At 63.5% G+C, this 18206-nt stretch carries 8 protein-coding genes; 3 read left to right on the top strand and 5 right to left on the bottom strand.

Annotation, left to right across the window (positions count from 1 at the left end; translation table 11 throughout):
- Positions 1-3 precede the first annotated feature (3 nt).
- The 3 genes from GH769_RS07905 to GH769_RS07895 form a co-directional block, all read right to left on the bottom strand.
- Complete coding sequence (locus GH769_RS07905) at positions 4-636, bottom strand: LysE family translocator (protein ID WP_032903460.1); 633 nt, start codon at positions 634-636, stop codon at positions 4-6.
- A 69-nt stretch (positions 637-705) separates the two neighbouring features.
- On the bottom strand, positions 706-1575 hold the full coding sequence (locus GH769_RS07900) for a sugar phosphate isomerase/epimerase (protein ID WP_014718116.1): 870 nt from the start codon (positions 1573-1575) through the stop codon (positions 706-708).
- Positions 1576-1602: 27 nt separating this feature from the next.
- On the bottom strand, positions 1603-1785 hold the full coding sequence (locus GH769_RS07895) for a rubredoxin (protein ID WP_014718115.1): 183 nt from the start codon (positions 1783-1785) through the stop codon (positions 1603-1605).
- A gap of 158 nt (positions 1786-1943) precedes the next feature.
- On the opposite strand from GH769_RS07895, the gene GH769_RS07890 reads away from it, so the two are divergent.
- Positions 1944-3374, top strand: coding sequence for a PLP-dependent aminotransferase family protein (locus GH769_RS07890; RefSeq protein ID WP_019817295.1), 1431 nt, complete (start codon positions 1944-1946; stop codon positions 3372-3374).
- 493 nt (positions 3375-3867) lie between these two features.
- Here GH769_RS07890 and GH769_RS07885 read toward each other — a convergent pair whose 3' ends face one another.
- Complete coding sequence (locus GH769_RS07885; RefSeq protein WP_014718112.1) at positions 3868-4338, bottom strand: Lrp/AsnC family transcriptional regulator; 471 nt, start codon at positions 4336-4338, stop codon at positions 3868-3870.
- A 123-nt stretch (positions 4339-4461) separates the two neighbouring features.
- Between GH769_RS07885 and GH769_RS07880 the strand changes: the two genes are divergently transcribed.
- Positions 4462-5706 (top strand): methionine gamma-lyase, encoded by a 1245-nt coding sequence (locus GH769_RS07880; RefSeq protein ID WP_014718111.1) that lies wholly within the window; start codon positions 4462-4464, stop codon positions 5704-5706.
- Positions 5707-5935: 229 nt separating this feature from the next.
- The gene (locus tag GH769_RS07875) at positions 5936-6607 is read left to right on the top strand and encodes a helix-turn-helix transcriptional regulator (RefSeq protein WP_072435738.1); all 672 of its coding nucleotides are present in this window, start codon (positions 5936-5938) and stop codon (positions 6605-6607) included.
- A gap of 116 nt (positions 6608-6723) precedes the next feature.
- Here the strand turns inward: GH769_RS07875 and GH769_RS07870 are convergent, their stop codons facing one another.
- Positions 6724-18111 (bottom strand): autotransporter-associated beta strand repeat-containing protein, encoded by an 11388-nt coding sequence (locus GH769_RS07870; RefSeq protein WP_153649607.1) that lies wholly within the window; start codon positions 18109-18111, stop codon positions 6724-6726.
- Positions 18112-18206 lie beyond the last annotated feature (95 nt).

The following is an 18206-nucleotide window of genomic DNA, read 5'->3' as shown; positions in this document are numbered from 1 at the left end:
ACTTCAGTGCGAAAACCCGCGTGCCAGCATCAAGGCGACGCCCAGCAGCAAGACGGCCGTGACCCGCTGCAACAACACCCGGCGCTTGGGGTTTTCCAGCACGTGCTTGATGCGCTGGCCGAAATAGCAATACAGGCAGCCGCTGGCAAATTGCAGCAGCAGGAAGGTCAGGCCAAGGATGGCGATGTCCGCCGCCGAACTGTGTTCACCGGCGCCGGCAAACTGCGGGAACACGGCGCTGAACATGATGATGGTCTTGGGGTTGGAAAACCCGGTCAACAGCCCTTTGCCAAACAGGCTGCGCGAGCCCTCCACGGCACCTGCGCTGTTGATCGACACGCCGCTGCTGGTCCACTGCTTGTAGGCCAGGTAGAGAATATAGGCCACACCGACAAACTGGATGGTCTGGGTAATGGCAAGGTTGCCCTTGATCAGTTCCGAGAAGCCCACGGCAAAGATCAGGATGGAAATCAGGTAAGACACACTGGCGCCGATCTGCGCGGGGATCGAACTGCGCAGGCCGTCCTTCAGGCCCAGGCTCAACAACAACAAGGTCATGGGGCCGGGGCTGAAGGTCATGGTGGCGCAAAACAGCAAAAAGTAGAGAAACGACGACAGGGTTAACGCACTTGTCATGGCCAGGGACCTTGAATTAAGAGAACAACAGCAACGAGGCGAGCGCCTCAAGCGCCCGCCCCAGGCCGGTCAGGCGACGGCGATTTCAGTCGTCAGGGACTCGCGGTACATCACCGCAAGGTCAGCCAGCGCGGCCTTGGCGGTCTGGTTACGGGTTTCAAACGCCACCAGGCCCTTCCAGTTGGTCTCGACAATGGCCTGCACCACATCGGCGTAATCACAGTTACCGTCATGGATGCCGAAGTGCTGGTCTTGCACGCCGTTGTTATTGCTGAAAGAGATGCCCTTGATCAGGTGGTGATACTTGCGCACCACTTCTGCCGGCAGGCCGTTCTCGATGTTGGCATGGCCGGCGTCGAGGAAGAAGTACACATTGCTGTGGGCTTGCAGGCGCTCGAACACAAAAGCGTATTCGGCTTCATGGGTAAAGATGTAGTGGAACGGCCGATAGTTGACGTAGTTGGACAGGTTCTCCAGGTAGATATCCGTGCCCTTGGCCTCGGCGTAGCGCGCCAGTTCCTGCACCGACTTGAGGTAATGCTCCAGGGCAACCTTCTTGGCCATCAGCACCATTTTCGGCTCGACGATGCAACCGCCGTGAATGATCAACGGCGCGCCCAGGCGGCTGGCGATGTCGATTTCCTTTTTCACATACTCCACGGCAGCGCTGCGGAAGGCTTCTACATCACTGCCCAACGGTGCCTTGAAGTTGCCGTGGAAAACCGGCTTGACCCCAGTCGCCGTGATTTGCGCCTGCAGGCTTTCGATACGCGCCTCGGTCCAGTCATCGACCATTTCGCCGAACAGGCTGCCGTCGATGTACCAGTGGGTGCAGTCACCTTCGATGGCGGTTTGCAGGCCCTTTTCGGCGCCCAGGTATTTCTGGTGGGCCACACCGGTGCAGAACGGGACGGTGGCGTTGATCAGTTTGCTTTCCATGGAGCGATTCCTTTCGTTGATGGAGTGTCAGGCGAATTGACGTTCAGGAAGATTGATGGCCATGAAGTCGGCCTTGGTCACGCCGCAATCCGGGCATGTCCAGTCTTCAGGCACCTCTTCCCAAGGGGTGCCTGCGGGAATTCCGTCCTCCGGAATACCCAGTTCTTCTACGTACATAAAACCGCAGGGTGCGCACATATAAGTCTTCATGGAAATGCAGAATCCATTGCTCAGGTGTAGGAAATATCGCCATCTCCAGGCGAGATGCCGCGCAGTCTAGGGGAGTGGCATTGCGCAAGGCAGGTAAAGTGATGCCTAATCCGGCCTCACTTCACCGGTAAAATCACCTGCAAACACAAGGACGCGTCATGTTTGTATCCGCCATCGCTTTCGTAGAAGGCACGCCCAAGGTCCAGCAGATCGTCGAGGCGTTCAGCCACGCCATCGAAAATGGCGAATGGGCACCGGGCAGCAAACTGCCATCCGTGCGTGAGCTGACCCAGATCCTCGGCGTCAGCAAGTTCACCCTCAATGAGGCTCTGGACCGCCTGCGCGGTCGCCACCTGCTGACCTCGAGCCAGGGCCGCGGCTACTTCGTGGCGATGGACAGCACACGCCCTGCTTCGGCGACCTGGGTCGATCTACTGCCCCAAGACCTGCTCAGCGTATTGCGCCGGCCCTTGGCCACCGCCAGTGGCGAACTGCGGCCCGGTGGCGGACACCTGCCGGAGGACTGGCTCAATGGCGAAGCGATCCGCCAGGCCATGCGCAGCGTGGTGCGTGCGCCGTCGCTGCGCATCGCCGGGCTGGGCACGCCGGCGGGGCTGTTGCCGTTGCGCCAGGCGCTGCAACAGAAACTGCATGGCGAAGGCTTGTCGGTGCCGGTGGAGCAAATCATCACCACCCCCAACACCGTGCAGGGCCTGGACATGCTCATGCGCCTGCTTGCACGCCCCGGCGACACGGTGTTGCTCGACGCGCCGTGCTATTTCAACTTCCACGCCAACCTGGCGCTGCATGGGGTCAAGGTCGTTACCATCGAGCGCCGCCCCGATGGGTTCGATTTCGCGGCCCTCGAACAGTTGCTGGCCGAACACCGCCCCAGCCTTTACCTGACCACTAGCGTTCTGCATAACCCCACCGGGCATTCCTTCAGCCCCAGCCAGGCGTTTCGGCTGCTGCAACTGACCCAGCACTATCACTGCCATATCGTCGAGGATGATCTTTATGGCGACCTGCATCCCAACCCTCCTCCACGCCTGGCCGCCGTCGCCGGGCTGGAGCAGGTCACCTACTTGTCGGGGTTCTCCAAGAGCCTCAGCGCCAACACCCGCGTCAGCTACGTCGTGGCCGCGCCGCAACTGGCCGCCAACCTCACCAATATGAAATTGATGAGCGGCGGCGTCACCTCCGAACTGTTCGAACAAATCGTCTACCGTATGCTCAGCGAAGGCAGCTATGCCAAGCATCGCAAGCGCATGGTGCAACGCCTGATGGAGGCCGGAGGGCGCGTCGAACAATGGCTCAAGCGCTGCGGGTGCGAACTGCCGATGGCGTATGAAGGCGGGATGTTCATCTGGGCACGCCTGCCGCCTGGCGTGAACGGCGAACTCCTGGCTCAGCAAGCCCTGAAACGCAGCATGGTGCTGGCGCCCGGTGCGCTGTTTGGCTATGACCCGGCCCATCGCGACTCGATGCGCTTCAATGTGGCCCACAGTGATGAGCCACGGGTGCAGCGGGTATTTGAGGCGCTGTTGTTGCATGGGGTGGCACACAAAAGCAAAAGCGGCCCAACGTAACCACGATGCGAAGCGAGTAGCTCTTGCTCTTGCTCTGATTTTGATCTCAGGCGCCCCGTTAAACCACGCTGGCCGGAATTCGACAGGGATTTGGGGGGTAAACCGGCAGGGATGCCGGTTTAGCCGCCCCGCGCCATGGATGGCGCGTGGCGGCGGCCCCCCAAATCACTGGCGGATTACGGGCACACCGAGCCTAAGCGAGGTGCCGAGTGGTGGGGCAAGAGCCCTTTGGTTACTTTGGGGCTTTTCCAAAGTGACCCGCCGTAAGGGCGGACCCCTAGGTGGCCGTTACCGCAGGAATGGATATGTACTCGGTATAACTGCGTCGGCTGTCAGGCCGCCTTCGCAGGCAAGCCAGCTCCCACAAATTGATCGCGGGGCGTCAGGTAGATAGGTGTCGGCTGGCAGGCCGCCTTCGCAGGCAAGCCAGCTCCCACAGTTGGATCGCGGGGCGTCGGGTGGATACGCATCGGCTCGCGCCGTAAGCCTCCCGTCAACCCGGCAACGGAATCACCCGCAACGGCCGCACCGACTTGTAGGAAAAGCTCGAATAGATCTCCTTGACGCAGGGCAACGTCTGCAAAACCTCGCGGGCAAACTCGCCAAACGATTCCAGGTCTTTGGCCACCACTTCCAGCAAAAAGTCATAGCGCCCCGAGACGTTATGGCACGCCACAATCTCCGGAATCGCCAACAGGCGCTGCTCGAACGCGCGGGCGATTTCCTGGGTGTGGCTTTCCATCATGATGCTGACAAACGCGGTCACCCCATAACCCAGCGCCTTGGGAGAAAGGATCGCCTGGTAGCCACTGATCACCCCGCTCTCCTCCAGGGTGCGCACCCGGCGCCAGCACGGTGAGGTGGTGAGGGCCACCCGCTCTGCCAACTCGGCCACGGTCAGGCGGGCGTTGCCTTGCAACGCGTTTAAAAGGGCTTTGTCCGTACGGTCCAGCTTGATGGGCATAACGTGCCTCTAATCATTATTTTTATCGATGTTTGATCCACAAACGCGGGTTTTTGCAGGCTTTTTCGCAAAGTTCATCTGTGGTTATGAGCATAGCATTGTAGGAAATAAGGAGCGCCCGACATGCACACTCAACACACCAGCTTCGGCTTTTGCACCCGTGCCATTCACCATGGCTATGACCCTGTTGACCATCACGGCGCCCTCGTTCCGCCCATCTACTTGTCTGCCACCTTCGCCTTCCCCACCGTCGAATACGGCGCCGCCTGCTTTGCCGGCGAAGCCAGCGGCCACTTCTATACGCGCATTTCCAACCCCACCCTGGCCCTGCTGGAGTCACGCATGGCCAGCCTGGAAAACGGCGAGGCCGCCGTAGCATTCAGCTCCGGCATGGGCGCGATTGCCGCAACGTTCTGGACCCTGTTGCGCCCGGGCGACGAGATCATCGTCAGCCAGACCCTCTATGGCTGTACCTTCGCCCTGTTGCACCATGGCCTGGGCGAATTCGGTATCAAGGTGCGGCATGTGGACCTGACCGACCTGGCCGCCCTGCAAGCAGCATTCTCCCCGGCCACGCGCATGCTCTACTGCGAGACGCCGGCCAACCCCAACCTGCGCCTGATCGACATCGCCGCCGTGGCCGAGTTGGCCCATCAACAGCCGAATGTCACCGTGGTGGTCGATAACACTTATTGCACGCCCTATCTGCAACGCCCCCTGGAACTGGGTGCCGATGTGGTGGTGCACTCGGCCACCAAATACCTCAGCGGCCACGGCGACATCACCGCAGGTGTTGCGGTGAGCCACCAGGCGCTGGCACAGCGCATCCGCCTGCAAGGGCTCAAGGACCTGACCGGCGCAGTGATGTCACCCCAGGACGCGTCGTTGCTGATGCGCGGCCTCAAGACCCTGGCCCTGCGCATGGACCGTCATTGCAGCAATGCCCAGGCGCTGGCCGAAGCCTTGCAGGCGCACCCGGCCGTGGAGAGTGTGATCTACCCCGGGCTGCGTTCCTTCCCCCAGTACGAACTGGCGACCCGGCAAATGAAACTGCCCGGCGGCATGATTGCCTTTGAACTCAAGGGTGGGATCGAGACGGGCCGGCGCTTTATGAACGCACTGCAACTGTTCACCCGTGCGGTCAGCCTGGGAGATGCCGAATCACTGGCCCAACACCCGGCGAGCATGACCCACTCCACCTACACCCCCGAGCAACTTGCGCAGCACGGTATCAGCGAGGGCCTGGTGCGTTTGTCGGTGGGGCTTGAAGACGTTGCCGACCTGCTGACGGATATCCAACAGGCCCTGGCCAAGTGCAGCGGTGCCAACCTGCGGCCAGCCCCCACAGCGGTTTATGCCATGAAATAGCGCCTCAAGCCGTGCGTTTTGCGGTGCCTGGGCGGCGGTCGGAAGGATCCGACTGCCGTTCTACATGTTTAATGCTTTTTTTCGCAGATTGGATCCCCCTCCTTTAGCCAGCCTGTACTAGCATGTCCGCAGCGGGACGCACTATCACTGCAGGTTATTCACATTCGTTACCTTCTTAACCCCCGTCGCTATAAAACCGAACACCTGCACGAAACTCATGGACGAATTGATGAACTCACACCTGTTCCCACAGATAGGCAAGGTCATCGCCAGCACCGGCAGCCGCCATTTTCCACGCATGCTGCATGACCTGATCCTCACCCAACTGGCAGTGGACGCCACCCATATCACCCAATTGCACGTCAGCCGCGAAGGCCTTGGCCGCCGCAAGATCAGCCCGGTGTACACCGATTCGGTGGCGGCCCTGGGCAGCGAGCAACTCGCCGCACAACTGCACCTCACGGGCCGCAAGGACGATGTGCGCTATGTACTGTCGGTGTATCGCTCGCACCCGTCCGACAGCTTTTCCGCGCAAGAACGCAGCATGCTCCAAGACTTCTCCGCGCTGTTGCTGCCCATGGTGGAAAAACACATCACCGCGCTGCAGCCATCGCTCCCAGACAGCCCGTGCGCAGTGCCCCAACATCAGGGCATCGACACCTTGCACCGACGCATTCAGGAGCGCCTGGTGCAATCGGGGCTGACCCTGTCCAACCGTGAACTGCAAGTGTGCGTAGGCCTGCTGGCCGGGCGCACCGCGCCGGAGTTGGCCGAACAACTGGCGTTGAAGGTCAACACCATCGAGAGCTACCTCAAGCGTGCGGCGATCAAGTTGGGGATCAGCGGGCGGCATTCGTTGTTGCGGTGGATGTACTCGACCGAAGACGGCACCCGTTTCTGAGCTGACGCCAATCAAACTGTGGGAGCACGCTCGCTTCTACACGGGGTATTCGAGCAAGCCCAGCTTTCAGCAAAAAAAACCGCCCTTGCGGGCGGTTCAAAAAAACTCGGCCTTGATCAGAAACCGAGGGAGAAACTCACCGTCACGGCGTGGTCCTTGTCGTTGCGCGAGAGTTGGCCGGAATAGCCCAGGCCCAGTCTGCCGTTCTGGCTGATCTGGTAATCCAGGCCCGCTTCCACCACCGCGCTGTCCTTGGCAATCGGCACGCCCTGGGTGCTGAACGAGCCACCGCCATTGATAAAGCTCAGGTCGGCGTCGGGCTTGGTGTCACCGAAGGCATGGCGCCAGCCGATGCTGCCCCGTGGGGTGATTTTCGAGCCGTTGCCCAGGGTGATGGTCTGGCCAATGCGCACGCCCAAGGTCGAGTAGGTGATGTCCTGGTCGGCATCGCCACGCAGGGCTGCCGAGCCGCCTTTTTCCTTGATGGTGTCGCTGTCATAGTTGACGTAGGCCAGGCCGGCGAACGGTTCCAGGGCCACGGTAGGGGTTTGAATGGTGTAGCCGACTTCACCGAACACCTGCGCACTGCGTGCCTTGTAATCGGCTTTGAGGCGTTGGCCTTCGCCACCGACGGCCACGTTGCGTTTGCTTTCAACGTCATGCCAGCTGTACGCCACGCCCATGCGTGCGGCGAAGGCTTCTTGCTGGTAGGCGGTGTAGGCCATCAGGTGGTAGCTGTCCACATCGGCGCTCGAGTTGCGGCGCTTGGCGTCCAGGTCGCTGCGGGTATAGCCGGCGGCCACGCCCACGCGCCAGGCGTCGTCCACTTGCTTGTCGGTACCGAGCAGGAAGCCGCTGAGGTTGCGGTCCAGCTTGGCGCTGTTGCTGTCACCGCCCATGTGGCCCCAGGTGCCGAGCACGCGCATCCAACCGACCATCTCGCCGTGGCAACCGGCGCTGCTCAGGTGGTTTTCGCTGGGTGCCAGGGCATTGCGCGGGTCGTCCTCGCGGTAGCAACCGGGTTGGCGCAGGCGCTCGTTGACCGCATCACGCACGTAACGCGAGTCTTCAAGCATGGCGCTGGCGGTGCTGGCGTGGATTTCGCCGGACAAGCTGTCGAAGGCCGCACGTGCCGCCGCTGCATCACCGTTAAGCAGTGCATTTTGCACCGCTGCGCCACCGACTGCGGTGCCTGTGCCCAACGCCGCCGCTACGCCGCGCTGGTTACCGGTGGCCGCCACGCTGGCGTAGCTGACGTCGTTGCGGCTGACCGCCAGGGCCACTTGGGTTGGGCTGTAGTTCAACGCGGTAGTGAGGAATGCCAGGTTCTCCAGGTTGGTGGTGGCAAAGGTGCCGTTGACCGCGCCCGCCGTCAGCAGGGTGTAGGTGGTGGCGCCGGCATAGGGTGCCAGGTTGACCACATTCAAGGTGCCGCCCAGGTTGGCGGTGCCGCCCACGGCCAGGGAGCCGGTGGTGGATGGGGTGATCACCAGGTTCAGCGCACCGGTGCTGGCGTTGGTGAAGTTGCCGGCCACGGTCAGCTTGCCACCGTCGGGCGTCACCGAGCCGTTGTTGACCAGCGAACCGACACTGCCGTTACCGGTCAGCCCCGCACCGTTGGCCACAGTGACTTGGCCGCCAAGCACCGCGCCTGGGTTGGCCGCGTTACCCACTTGCAGCACGCCCTCTTCCACCGCCACGGTGCCACTGAACGGCTGGTTGCCGGTCAGCAACAGCGCGCCTGCGCCTTGCTTGATCAGCGCACCGGTGCCGCTCAAGGTGCCGCTGAACTGGCCATTGGTGCGCTGGGTAAACAACAACCGCGCGTTGTTGAGGATCCTGCCACGCAGGCTGGTGGTGGTGCCCGCCAGCGTACCGCCACTGACGGTGGTGCCGCCGGTGTAGGTATTGGCGCCAGTCAGCAGCAAGGTGCCCGCATCCAGCTTGTTGATGCCGCCGGTTCCCACCAGCGGTGCATCAATCTGAGCGGTCACGCCGGAATTGACGCGCACTGGCGCCAGGCTGCCATCGGCCGCATTGGTCGGGCTCAAGCTACCGCCTGCGCCGGCGACCAGCGTGTAGCCGGCGTCCAGCACTTGCAGTCCAGTGAAGCCTTGGTTGCCAACTACGGTCACGGTGCCGCCCTGCCCGCCAAATACCGCGAACTGATTGGTGGACGCCTGCCCTTGAGTGCCGGTGGGGTCGGTCCAGTTGGTGCCTGGGCCCCAGGTACCACTGCCGCCGGTGATGCTGCCATCGGGGTTGGTGGTGCCGCCGTTCCAGAACTGGATCTGCCCTGGGGTGGTTTGCACCACCAGGTTGAGCTGGTTGGCCAGCGCCGTTTGCAGGCTCAGGTTGCCCAGTGCCACCGGCAAGGTGCCAAAGGTGAGGCCGTTATCGGTCAAGCTGCCGCCGTAGCGGAACAGCTGGTACACGCCGACACCGAAGCCGCCGGTATCGCTGACGTTGAGGGTGCCGTCCAGGGTCAGGTTGCCCGCCACGTTCACCGCTGTACTGGAGGCACCCGGCGCACCGAGGGCGAAGTCCAGGGTGGTGCCCGATGACAAGGCCAGCGAACCCACCGACAGCGGCGTCGCGGCACCGGCCTGGAGCACCGAGCCGTCAGCCATGTTCACCGCACCGCCCAGGGTACCGCTGCCGCCGAGGGTCGCGCCGCTGGCGACTTGCACTGCGGCGCTGTTCAAGGTGCCGTTGACCAGCAGGCTGCCGGTGTTGACGTTGGTGTTGCCGGTAAAGGTGTTGTTGCCGCTGAGCAACAACGCGCCGGTGCCGGTTTTGTTCAACACACCGGTACCGGTGAGGTTGCCGGTGTAGGTGCCGTCGATGGCTTGCTCAAAGGTCAACGCCGCGTTGTTGGCGATAGCGCCTTGCAGGCTGGTGGTGTTGCCCGTGGTGCTGCCGCCGTTGAGCGTGGTACCGCCGCTGTAGGTGTTGGCCGCGGTCAGCAACAAGTCGCCGTTGCCATTTTTCACCAGGCCGCCGCTGCCGCTGACCACGCCGTTGAGGGCTAGGTCGTGGCTGCCGGCCAGGGTCAGCGCGCCACCCAGGTTGAGGGTATTGGCCAGTTGCAGGTCGGTGCTGCCATCCAGTTGCGCCGCGCCGCCGACCGTCAAGGCACCACTGCCCAGGGCAGCATTATTGCCAAGGATCAATTGACCGGCGTTCAGGCCAGTGCCGCCGCTGTAGCTGTTGACGCCATTGAGCGTCAGCGCTGCCGCACCGTTTTTCACCAGGCTGCCGCTGCCGCTGACAACCCCATCAAGGGTCAGCGCGTTGCTGCCTGCCACCGCCAAGGCACCGTTGAGCACGGCCGCATTGGCCAGGCTGACCGCCGCGTTGCTGTCCAGGGTAGTACCACCGGCCGCCGTCAGAGCGCCTGTGCCCAGGGCACTGTTATTACCCACCACCAGGGTGCCGCCATTGAGCGCGGTACCGCCGGTGTAGCCATTATTGCCGTTGAGTACCAGGGTGCCGCTGTCGAGCTTGGCCAGGGTGCCAGCGCCGTTGAGGGTCACGCCCAGGGTCGCGGTGGCGTTGGGGTCGACGCGTACCGCGGTGTTGCCGGTGCCGCCATTGACCAGGTTGAGCACGCCCGCCGTGCCGGAGCCCAGGGTGTAGCCATCAGTGACGAACTGCATGCCGGTGATGTTTTGCGTACCGTCCACCGTCACGTTGCCCGCCGCGCCTTGGAACACCGCGAAGCTGTTGGCCCAGCCTTGGTTGAGGGTGCCGTCGACATTGGTCCAGTTGGTATGGCCGGCGTTCCAGGTGCCGTTGCCGCCGTCAATCGCACCGTTGCCGATCAGGCTGTTGCCATCCCAGAACTGCACGGTGGTGTTGGGCGCAGTCACCAGCAGGTTGACCTTGTTGGTGATCGCGGTCTGCACTTGCAGGTCGCCCGGCACCACGCTGCCTGGCAGTGTGCCAAGAGCCAGGCCGTTATCGGTCAAGGCCCCGGTGTAGTTGATAAGGTTGTAGACGCCGCTGCCAAAGCCGCCGATATCGGTGACATTGAGGTTGCCGTCCAGGGTCAGATTGCCGCCGACATTCAGCAGGCCTGTGCCGCCACCCAGCACCGGAGTGCCGAGACCGACATCCAGGTTCGAGTTGCCACCCAGCACCAACGAGCCCACCGACAGCGTGCTGCCGGAGGCCAAGCCGATGTGCCCACCGTCGGCCACGGTCACCGCGCCGGCCAATGAGCCGCTGCCGGCCAGGGTTGCGCCGCTGTTCACCGCCACTGTGCCGCTGGCCAGTGAACCGGTGACATTCAAGGTGCCGCCGTTGACGTTGGCCGCGCCGCTGATGGCATTGGTGCCGCTCAGGTTGAGCACCCCGCTGCCGTTTTTATCCAGGTTGCCGGCACCGTTGAGCGCACCGCCAAAGCTGTTATCCAGGTTGCTGCCACCCACCGCCAGCGTGTTGCCGCCAGCCACCTGTACCACGCCGTTGCCGGCCAGGCTGTTGAGGTTGGCGTTGCCACCCAGGTTGAGGTTGGCGCCGCTGCCGACAGTGACGCCGGAGGTGGTGCCCAGCGCACCATTACCCGTCGTGGTCACGCTGCCCGCCGCCACGGTCAGTGGGCCGCTGAAGCTGTTGTTGCCGGTCAGCAGCAGGTCCGCCGCGCCATTCTTGATCAGCGCTGCATTGCCAGCGAGTACACCGGCCAGGGTCAGGTTGTTGCTGCCTGCGACAGTGAGGTCGCCATTGAGGTTGACCGCATTGGCCAACACCAACGGCGTGCTGTTGGCCAGGGTCGCCGTACCGCCGACGGTCAATGCGCCCGAGCCCAGGGCCGTGGTGCTGCCGACGGTCAGCGTGCCGGCATTGAGGGCCGTGCCGCCGCTGTAGGTATTGGTGCCGTTGAGGGTCAGGTTGGCGCCACCGGCATTGGTCAACGAACCACTGCCGTCCACTACACCGTTGAGGCTCAGATCGTTGCTGCCGCCGACGGTGAGCGCGGCGTTCAGGCTGGTGTTATTGGCCAGGGCCAACGCCGTGTTGGTGTCCAGGGTGGTTGCCCCATTGACCGCCAAGGCACCGCTGCCCAGGGCTGACGCATTGCCTAGGGTCAAGGAACCGGCATTCAATTGCGTGCCACCCAGGTAGGCATTGGCACCGTTGAGCGTCAGGTTGCCCGCACCGGTTTTGGTCAGCCCACCGCTACCGCTGACCAAGCCGTTCAGGCTCAGGTCGGCGGTGCCCAGAATGCCCAGGTTGCCGGCCAGATTCACCGTGTTGGCCAGGGCGACCGCCGTGCTGCTGTCGAGGGTGGTGCCGGCGGCCGCGTTCAGGGCACCACTGCCCAGGGCCGAATTGGAGGCCAGGATCAGGCCGCCTGCGTTGAGTGCGGTTGGGCCAGCATAGGTGTTGTTGCCACTGAGGGTCAGGTTGGCGATGCCATTCTTGATCAGGCTGCCCGTGCCCGCCACCGTGCCGGCCAGGGTCAGGGCATTGCTGCCGCCGAGGGTGAGGCTGCCGTTGACGTTGAGTGCATTGGCCAGGCTGACCGCGATGTTGCTGTCCAGGGTGGTGCCGTTGGCGGTGGTCAAGAGGCCGCTGCCCAGGGCACTGTTATTGCCGACCACCAGGGTGCCGCCATCCAGGGCAGTGCCGCCGGTGTAGCTGTTGGCGCCGTTGAGCACCAGGGTGCCGGTGTCGAGCTTGGCCAGGGTGCCGCCGCCGTTAAGCGCCACGCCCAAGGTGGCAGTGACGCCAGGATCGACACGTACGGCGGTGTTGCCGCCCACGCCATTGAACAGGGTCAGGGCGCCCGCTGCCCCGCCGGCCAGGTTGTAGCCATCGGTGACGAACTGCAAACCAGTGATGGCTTGCGCGCCGTCAACCGTGACGGTGCCCGCCGTGCCTTGGAACACGGCAAAGCTGTTGGGCGTCCAGGCTGTATTGAATGCACCATTGACGCCGGTCCATTGGCTGCCGCCTGCACTCCAGGTGCCGCTGCCGCCTTCGATGGTGCCATTGCCCGTGGTTTGGCTGCCGTCCCAGAACTGCACGTTGGTGCTGCCGTTGACCAGCAGGTTGATCTGGTTGCCGATCGCGGTTTGCAGGTCCAGGTCGCTGGCCGGGATGTTCACCGGCAGGCTGCCCAGCAGCAGGCCGTTGTTGGTCAGGCCGCCGGTGTAGTCGATCAGGCGGTAGATACCCGCACCGAAGCCGCCGATATCCGTGACGTTAAGGGTGCCGTCCAGAGTCAGGTTGCCGTTGACCTGCACCAGCGCCGTACCGCCCGTCGCGGGCGCGCCGAGGCCCGCATCCAGGTTGGCGTTGGCATTGAGCAGCAGCGAACCGGTGCTAAGGGTCGCGCCGGAATTGACGGCCAGGTGGCCGCCATCGGCGATGCTCACGTTGCCCAACAAAGTACCGGTACCACCGAGGGTGGCACCACTGCCCACCGCCACGTTGGCGCTGGCCAGGGAACCATTGACGAGCAAGCTGCCGGCGTTGACCTGGGCGTCCCCGGTCACCACGCTGAGGCCGCCGAGGGTCAAGGCGCCTGTGCCGTCTTTGGCCAGGTTGCCGAGGCCTGCCACGACGCCGTTGAAGGTGCTGTCCAGATTATTGTTGCCGACGCTCAAGGTGCTGCCGGCCCCTACGGTTGCAAGCCCGGTACCCGTGAGGGCGCCCAGGCTGGCGCTGCCGCCCAGGTTCAGGGCAGTACCGCTCGCCAGGTTGACCCCGGCGCCGACACCCAGTGCTCCGTTGCCCAGCGTGGTGAGGCTGCCTGATTGCACATCGAACAGGCCGTTGAAGGTGTTAGTGCCGGTCAGGCTCACATCCGCCGTGCCGGTTTTGACCAGGCTGCCGCTGCCGGCCAGCACGCCGGCCAGGGTCAGGTTGTTGTTGAGACCGCCCACGGTCAGCCCAGCGTTGAGGTTGACCGCATTGGCCAATACCAGCGGTGTGCTGTTGGCCAGAGTAGCTGCACCGTTTACGTTCAAGGCGCCGGTACCCAGGGCTGCTGCCGTGCCCAGGGTCAGCGTGCCGGCGTTGAGGCTGGTGCCGCCTTGGAAGGTGTTGACGCCATTGAGGGTCAGGTTGGCCGCGCCGTCTTTGCTCAGGCCAGCCGTGCCGGTGACCAGGCCACCCAGGGTCAGGTCGTTGCTGCCGGTGACGGCGAGGTTGGCGTCAAGCACGACGCCATTGCCCACACTCAGCGCTGCCGTGTTATCGAGGGTCGCCGCGCCGCCAACGGTGAGGTTGCCCAGGCCAAGGGCGGTGGCGCTGCCCAAGGTCAGCGTACCGGCGTTCAGGGTGGTGCCACCCAGGTAGGCGTTGGCGCCGCTGAGGATCAGATTGGCCGTGCCCTCCTTGGTCAGGCTGCCTGCACCGTTGATTGCGCCGCCGAGGGTCAGGTCAGCGGTGCCGCCGATGCCCAGGTTGCCCGCCAGATTGATCGCGTTGGTAGTGGTGACCGCCGTGCTCGCGTCCAAGGTGGTACCGCCTGCGGCATTCAACACGCCCGCGCCCAGCGCCGTATTGCTGGCCAGGATCAGCCCGCCTGCGTTCAAGGCCACGGGACCCAGGAAGGTATTGGTGCCGCCGAGTGTCAGGCCTGCCGTGCCATTCTTGACCAGGCCACCGGTGCCGCTGATGGCGCCATTGAGCGCCAATGCGTTGCTGCCGCCGACCGTCAGGCCGCCGTTGAGTACCGCATCATTGCCCAGGGTTACGGAGGCGTTGCTGTCCAGGGTGGTGCCCGCCGCAGCGGTCAGCGTGCCAGTGCCCAGCGCGGTGTTGCTGCCGACCACCACCGTACCGCCATTGAGCAAGGTGCCGCCGGTGTAGCTGTTGGCGCCATTGAGCACCAGCGTGCCGGTATCGAGTTTGTTCAGCACGCCCGCGCCGGTGATATCGACGCCGAGGGTGGCAGTCGCCAGTGGGTCGACGCGCACGGCGAAGTTGCCGCTGCCGGTGCTCAACTGCCCACCGGTGCCATTGACCAGGCTGTAGCCATCGGTGACGAATTGCAGACCGGTGATGGTTTGTACGCCATCCACGCTGACAGTGCCCGCAGCACCTTGGAACACCGCAAAGCCACCGCCCCAGGTCTGGTTGGAAAGGCCGTCGGCCGACGTCCAGTTGGTGCCCCCCGCTGTCCAGGTGCCGTTGCCACCGTCAACAGTGCCGTTGGCAAGGGTGTTGCTGCCGTCCCAGAAACGAATATTCGGCGCCGCTACCACCAGGTTGACCTGGCTGCCCACTGAGGTCTGTACCAGCAGATCACCCAGGCCATAACCCAGCGGCACCGTGTTGACGTTCAATGCGCCGGTCAAGCCGCCGGTGTAGTTGATCAAGCGATACACACCAGCGCCAAAGCCACCGGCATCGCTCACATTAAGGTCGCCGGCCAGATTCACGTTGCCGCCGACATTCATCAGCGAGGTCAGCGACGGTGCGCCAAGCGCCACATCCAGACTGGCCCCGGCACTCATGTTCAGGCCAGCGGCCGACAAGGTCGTGCCACTGCCCAGCGCCAGGTGCCCGCCGCTATTGATATTCGCCGTACCCAAGAGCGAGCCACTGCCGGTGAGGGTGCCGCCGCTGTTCACGTTGACCAACGCGCTGCCCAGAGAACCATCGACATCCAGAGTGCCCGCGTTGATCGCCGTGTTACCGGTGATGCCATTGATTCCGTTGAGCGTGAGCGTGCCGGTACCCACTTTAATCAAGCTGCCCGCGCCGCTGAGGTCACCGTCAAAAGTACTGCTGGTGTTCACCCCTCCCACGGTGAGATTCAAACCGCCGCCGACTGCCACGCCACCCGCACCGCTGAGGCCGGCCAGGCTGGAATCGACGCCCAGGTTCAGTGCGGCGCCGGTGCTGACATTGACGCCAGAGGTGTTGCCCAATGTACCGGTGCTGCCGGTGGTGACGCTGCCGGAGACAATATTCAATGGCCCGGTGAAAGTGTTGTTGCCGCTCAAGGTCAGGTCAGCCAAGCCATTTTTGATCAGCGCACTGGCGCCGCTGAGCACGCCGCTGAGGTTCAGGTCATTGTTGCCCGCGAGCGTCAGGTCGCCATTCAAGGCAATCCCGTTGCCCAGGGTGAAGGTCGCGCTGGTATCCAGAGTTGCCGCACCACCGACCGTCAAGGGGCCTGCGCCCAATGCGCCTGCCGTGCCCAAGGTCAACGTACCGGCGTTGAGGCTGGTGCCACCGGTGAACGTGTTGATGCCGTTAAGGGTCAGGTTGGCCAGGCCATCCTTGATCAGCGCACCCGCGCCGCTGACCACACCGCCCAGGGTCAGCCCATTGGTGCCGCCGACGGTCAGCCCGGCGTTGAGGGCAATACCATTGCCCAACGCCACCGCCGAGGTGCTGTCCAGGGTTGCGGCGCCGCCGACGGTCAAGTTGCCCAGGCCAAGCGCCGTGTTGCTGCCGACGGTCAGCGTGCCGGCATTCAGCGTGGTGCCACCCAGGAAGTTATTGCTGCCGCTCAGTGTCAGGCCGGCTGTGCCGTTCTTGGTCAGGCTGCCTGCACCGTTGACTGTGCCGCCCAGGGTCAGGTTGGCGCTGCCACCGATTCCAAGGTTACCGGCCAGGTTGATCGCGTTAGTCAGCGTGGCACTGGTGCTGGCGTCCAGGGTCGTGCCTGCAGCTGCATTCAACGTACCCGCACCCAAGGCACCGGTAGCGCCAATCACCAGCTTGCCGCTGTTGAGTGCCGTGTTGCCCAGGTAAGTGTTCGCTTGATTGAGGAGCAGATCCGCCGGGCCGTTCTTGATCAACCCACCAAGGCCCGCCACCACACCGCCAAGGGTCAGCGCGTTGCTGCCGCCAAGGGTCAGGTTACCGCCCAGGTTGAGGTTATTGCCCAGGCTCACTGCTGCACTGGCATCCAACGTGGTACCCGCCGAGGCGTTCAACACACTGGCGCCGAGCGCAGTATTGGAGCCCACCACCAGCGAACCGGCGTTGAGGGCCGTGGCGCCGGTGTAAGTATTGTTGCCCGTAAGCGCCAGGCTCGATACGCCCTCCTTGATCAACCCGGAACCACCGCTGACAACCCCGCCAAGGGTCAGCGGGTTCACGCCGTCTACGGTCAGATTGGCGTTCAAGGTAATCGCATTGCTGGTTGTCAGCGCAGCATTGCTCTGCAAAGTACCTGCACCCGCCACGGTCAAGGCACCGGAACCTAGCGCCGCGGCATTTCCCAATGTAAGCGTGCCGGCGTTCAAGGTGGTACCACCCTGGAAGGTGTTGGTGCCACTGAGGATCAATTCGCCGGTACCCGCTTTGCTCACACCCGCGGCGCCCGAGATCACACCACTCAGGTTCAGCCCGGTCGAGGCGCCCTGTACCGTTAAACCACCGGTACCCAGGGTCATCAGGTTGGCCAGTGTCAGGCCGTTGCCGGTGGCCTCGATAGCGCCGCCGTTGGACGTGAGCACACCGCTGCCAAATGTCGCGTTGTTATTGAATTGCGCCACACCGCCATTGAGCGTAGTGCTGCCGCTGACCAACGGCCCCTGCAACGTCCAGGTGCCACTATTGATGGCCAGGTTGTTGAAGTTGACATAGTTGGCGCTTGAAGCCGTGCCGGTGCCTGTACTGCCACCACCGACGCCCGTCGTGTTTTCAAGGATCAGCGAGTTGCTGCCGCCTGCGCCGCCGTCCACCTGGCCGGTGGGGGCGAACGTCAGGTTCACGCCGATCAGTCCGCCAAGGCTTAAGCCGAGGCCGCCGCCGTTGGTCACATGCGAGCCCGTGACTGCCGTAAAGGTGTTGGTACTGGCGGCCCCCATCGACACACCGCCAGAGATAGTGCCGGTGTTGCGGAACGTGTTCCCTGTAGTGGAGCTCTCGAACGCCACGCGCCCGGTCAGGGTGCCGTTATTCGTCATATTGACCTGCCCGCCACCCTGTACCGCCACCACCGGGGTGTCGGAGGAAAGCAGCGAAAGGCCGAGCAAGAAAGACGAACCAATGGTGCCGTCGTTGACAATCGTGGTGGTGCCGCCTACGCCGTTGGTGGCATTGAGTGCCATGCCGCCCAGCGAGGCCAGGTTCAACCCAAGCAGCGCGCCGGTACCGTTAATAACGCCGGTGGCCGCGTTGGTGATGTTCAGCGCATTGGCTGTCGAGTTGCCGATCACCACACCACCGCTCAGGGCTGAAACCAACCCAAGTACTGCCGGGTCAATGGTGCCGGCGTTGTTCAATGTCGTGTTGTTGCCCGTCAGGCTCAGCGCGACACCACCCACCAATGTATTGAGCTTCGTCCCGGCGGTGACGTTGACCGTGAGGGTGTTGACAGCGCTGTTGAAGGTGTTGGGAATCAGCAGCAATGTCGGCACACCCGTACAGGTCACCGTCGCTCCAGCGGTGGGACTCGCCGGGCTACAGGCGGCGAACACATCCGGGCTCGCCAGCCCCATCACCAGCCCGGCCACGCCCAGGCGGATCGCAAGAGAAAGCGCAGAAATACGAGGTAAAGCGGCAGTCGCAAGTCTTCTATCCACGTTCTACTCCTTGTGGTCCAAGCCTTTCATCCGTGACTGCGTGCACGCCTTGTTTCAACGATCCACACGCATCGAATTCGAAACACCTGACCGTG

This window comes from Pseudomonas sp. CFSAN084952, assembly GCF_009648855.1.
Taxonomy (GTDB): Bacteria; Pseudomonadota; Gammaproteobacteria; order Pseudomonadales; family Pseudomonadaceae; genus Aquipseudomonas; species Aquipseudomonas paracarnis.
Note: the sequence above shows the minus strand (reverse complement) of the source record. Positions and strands in the feature narration are given on the sequence as shown.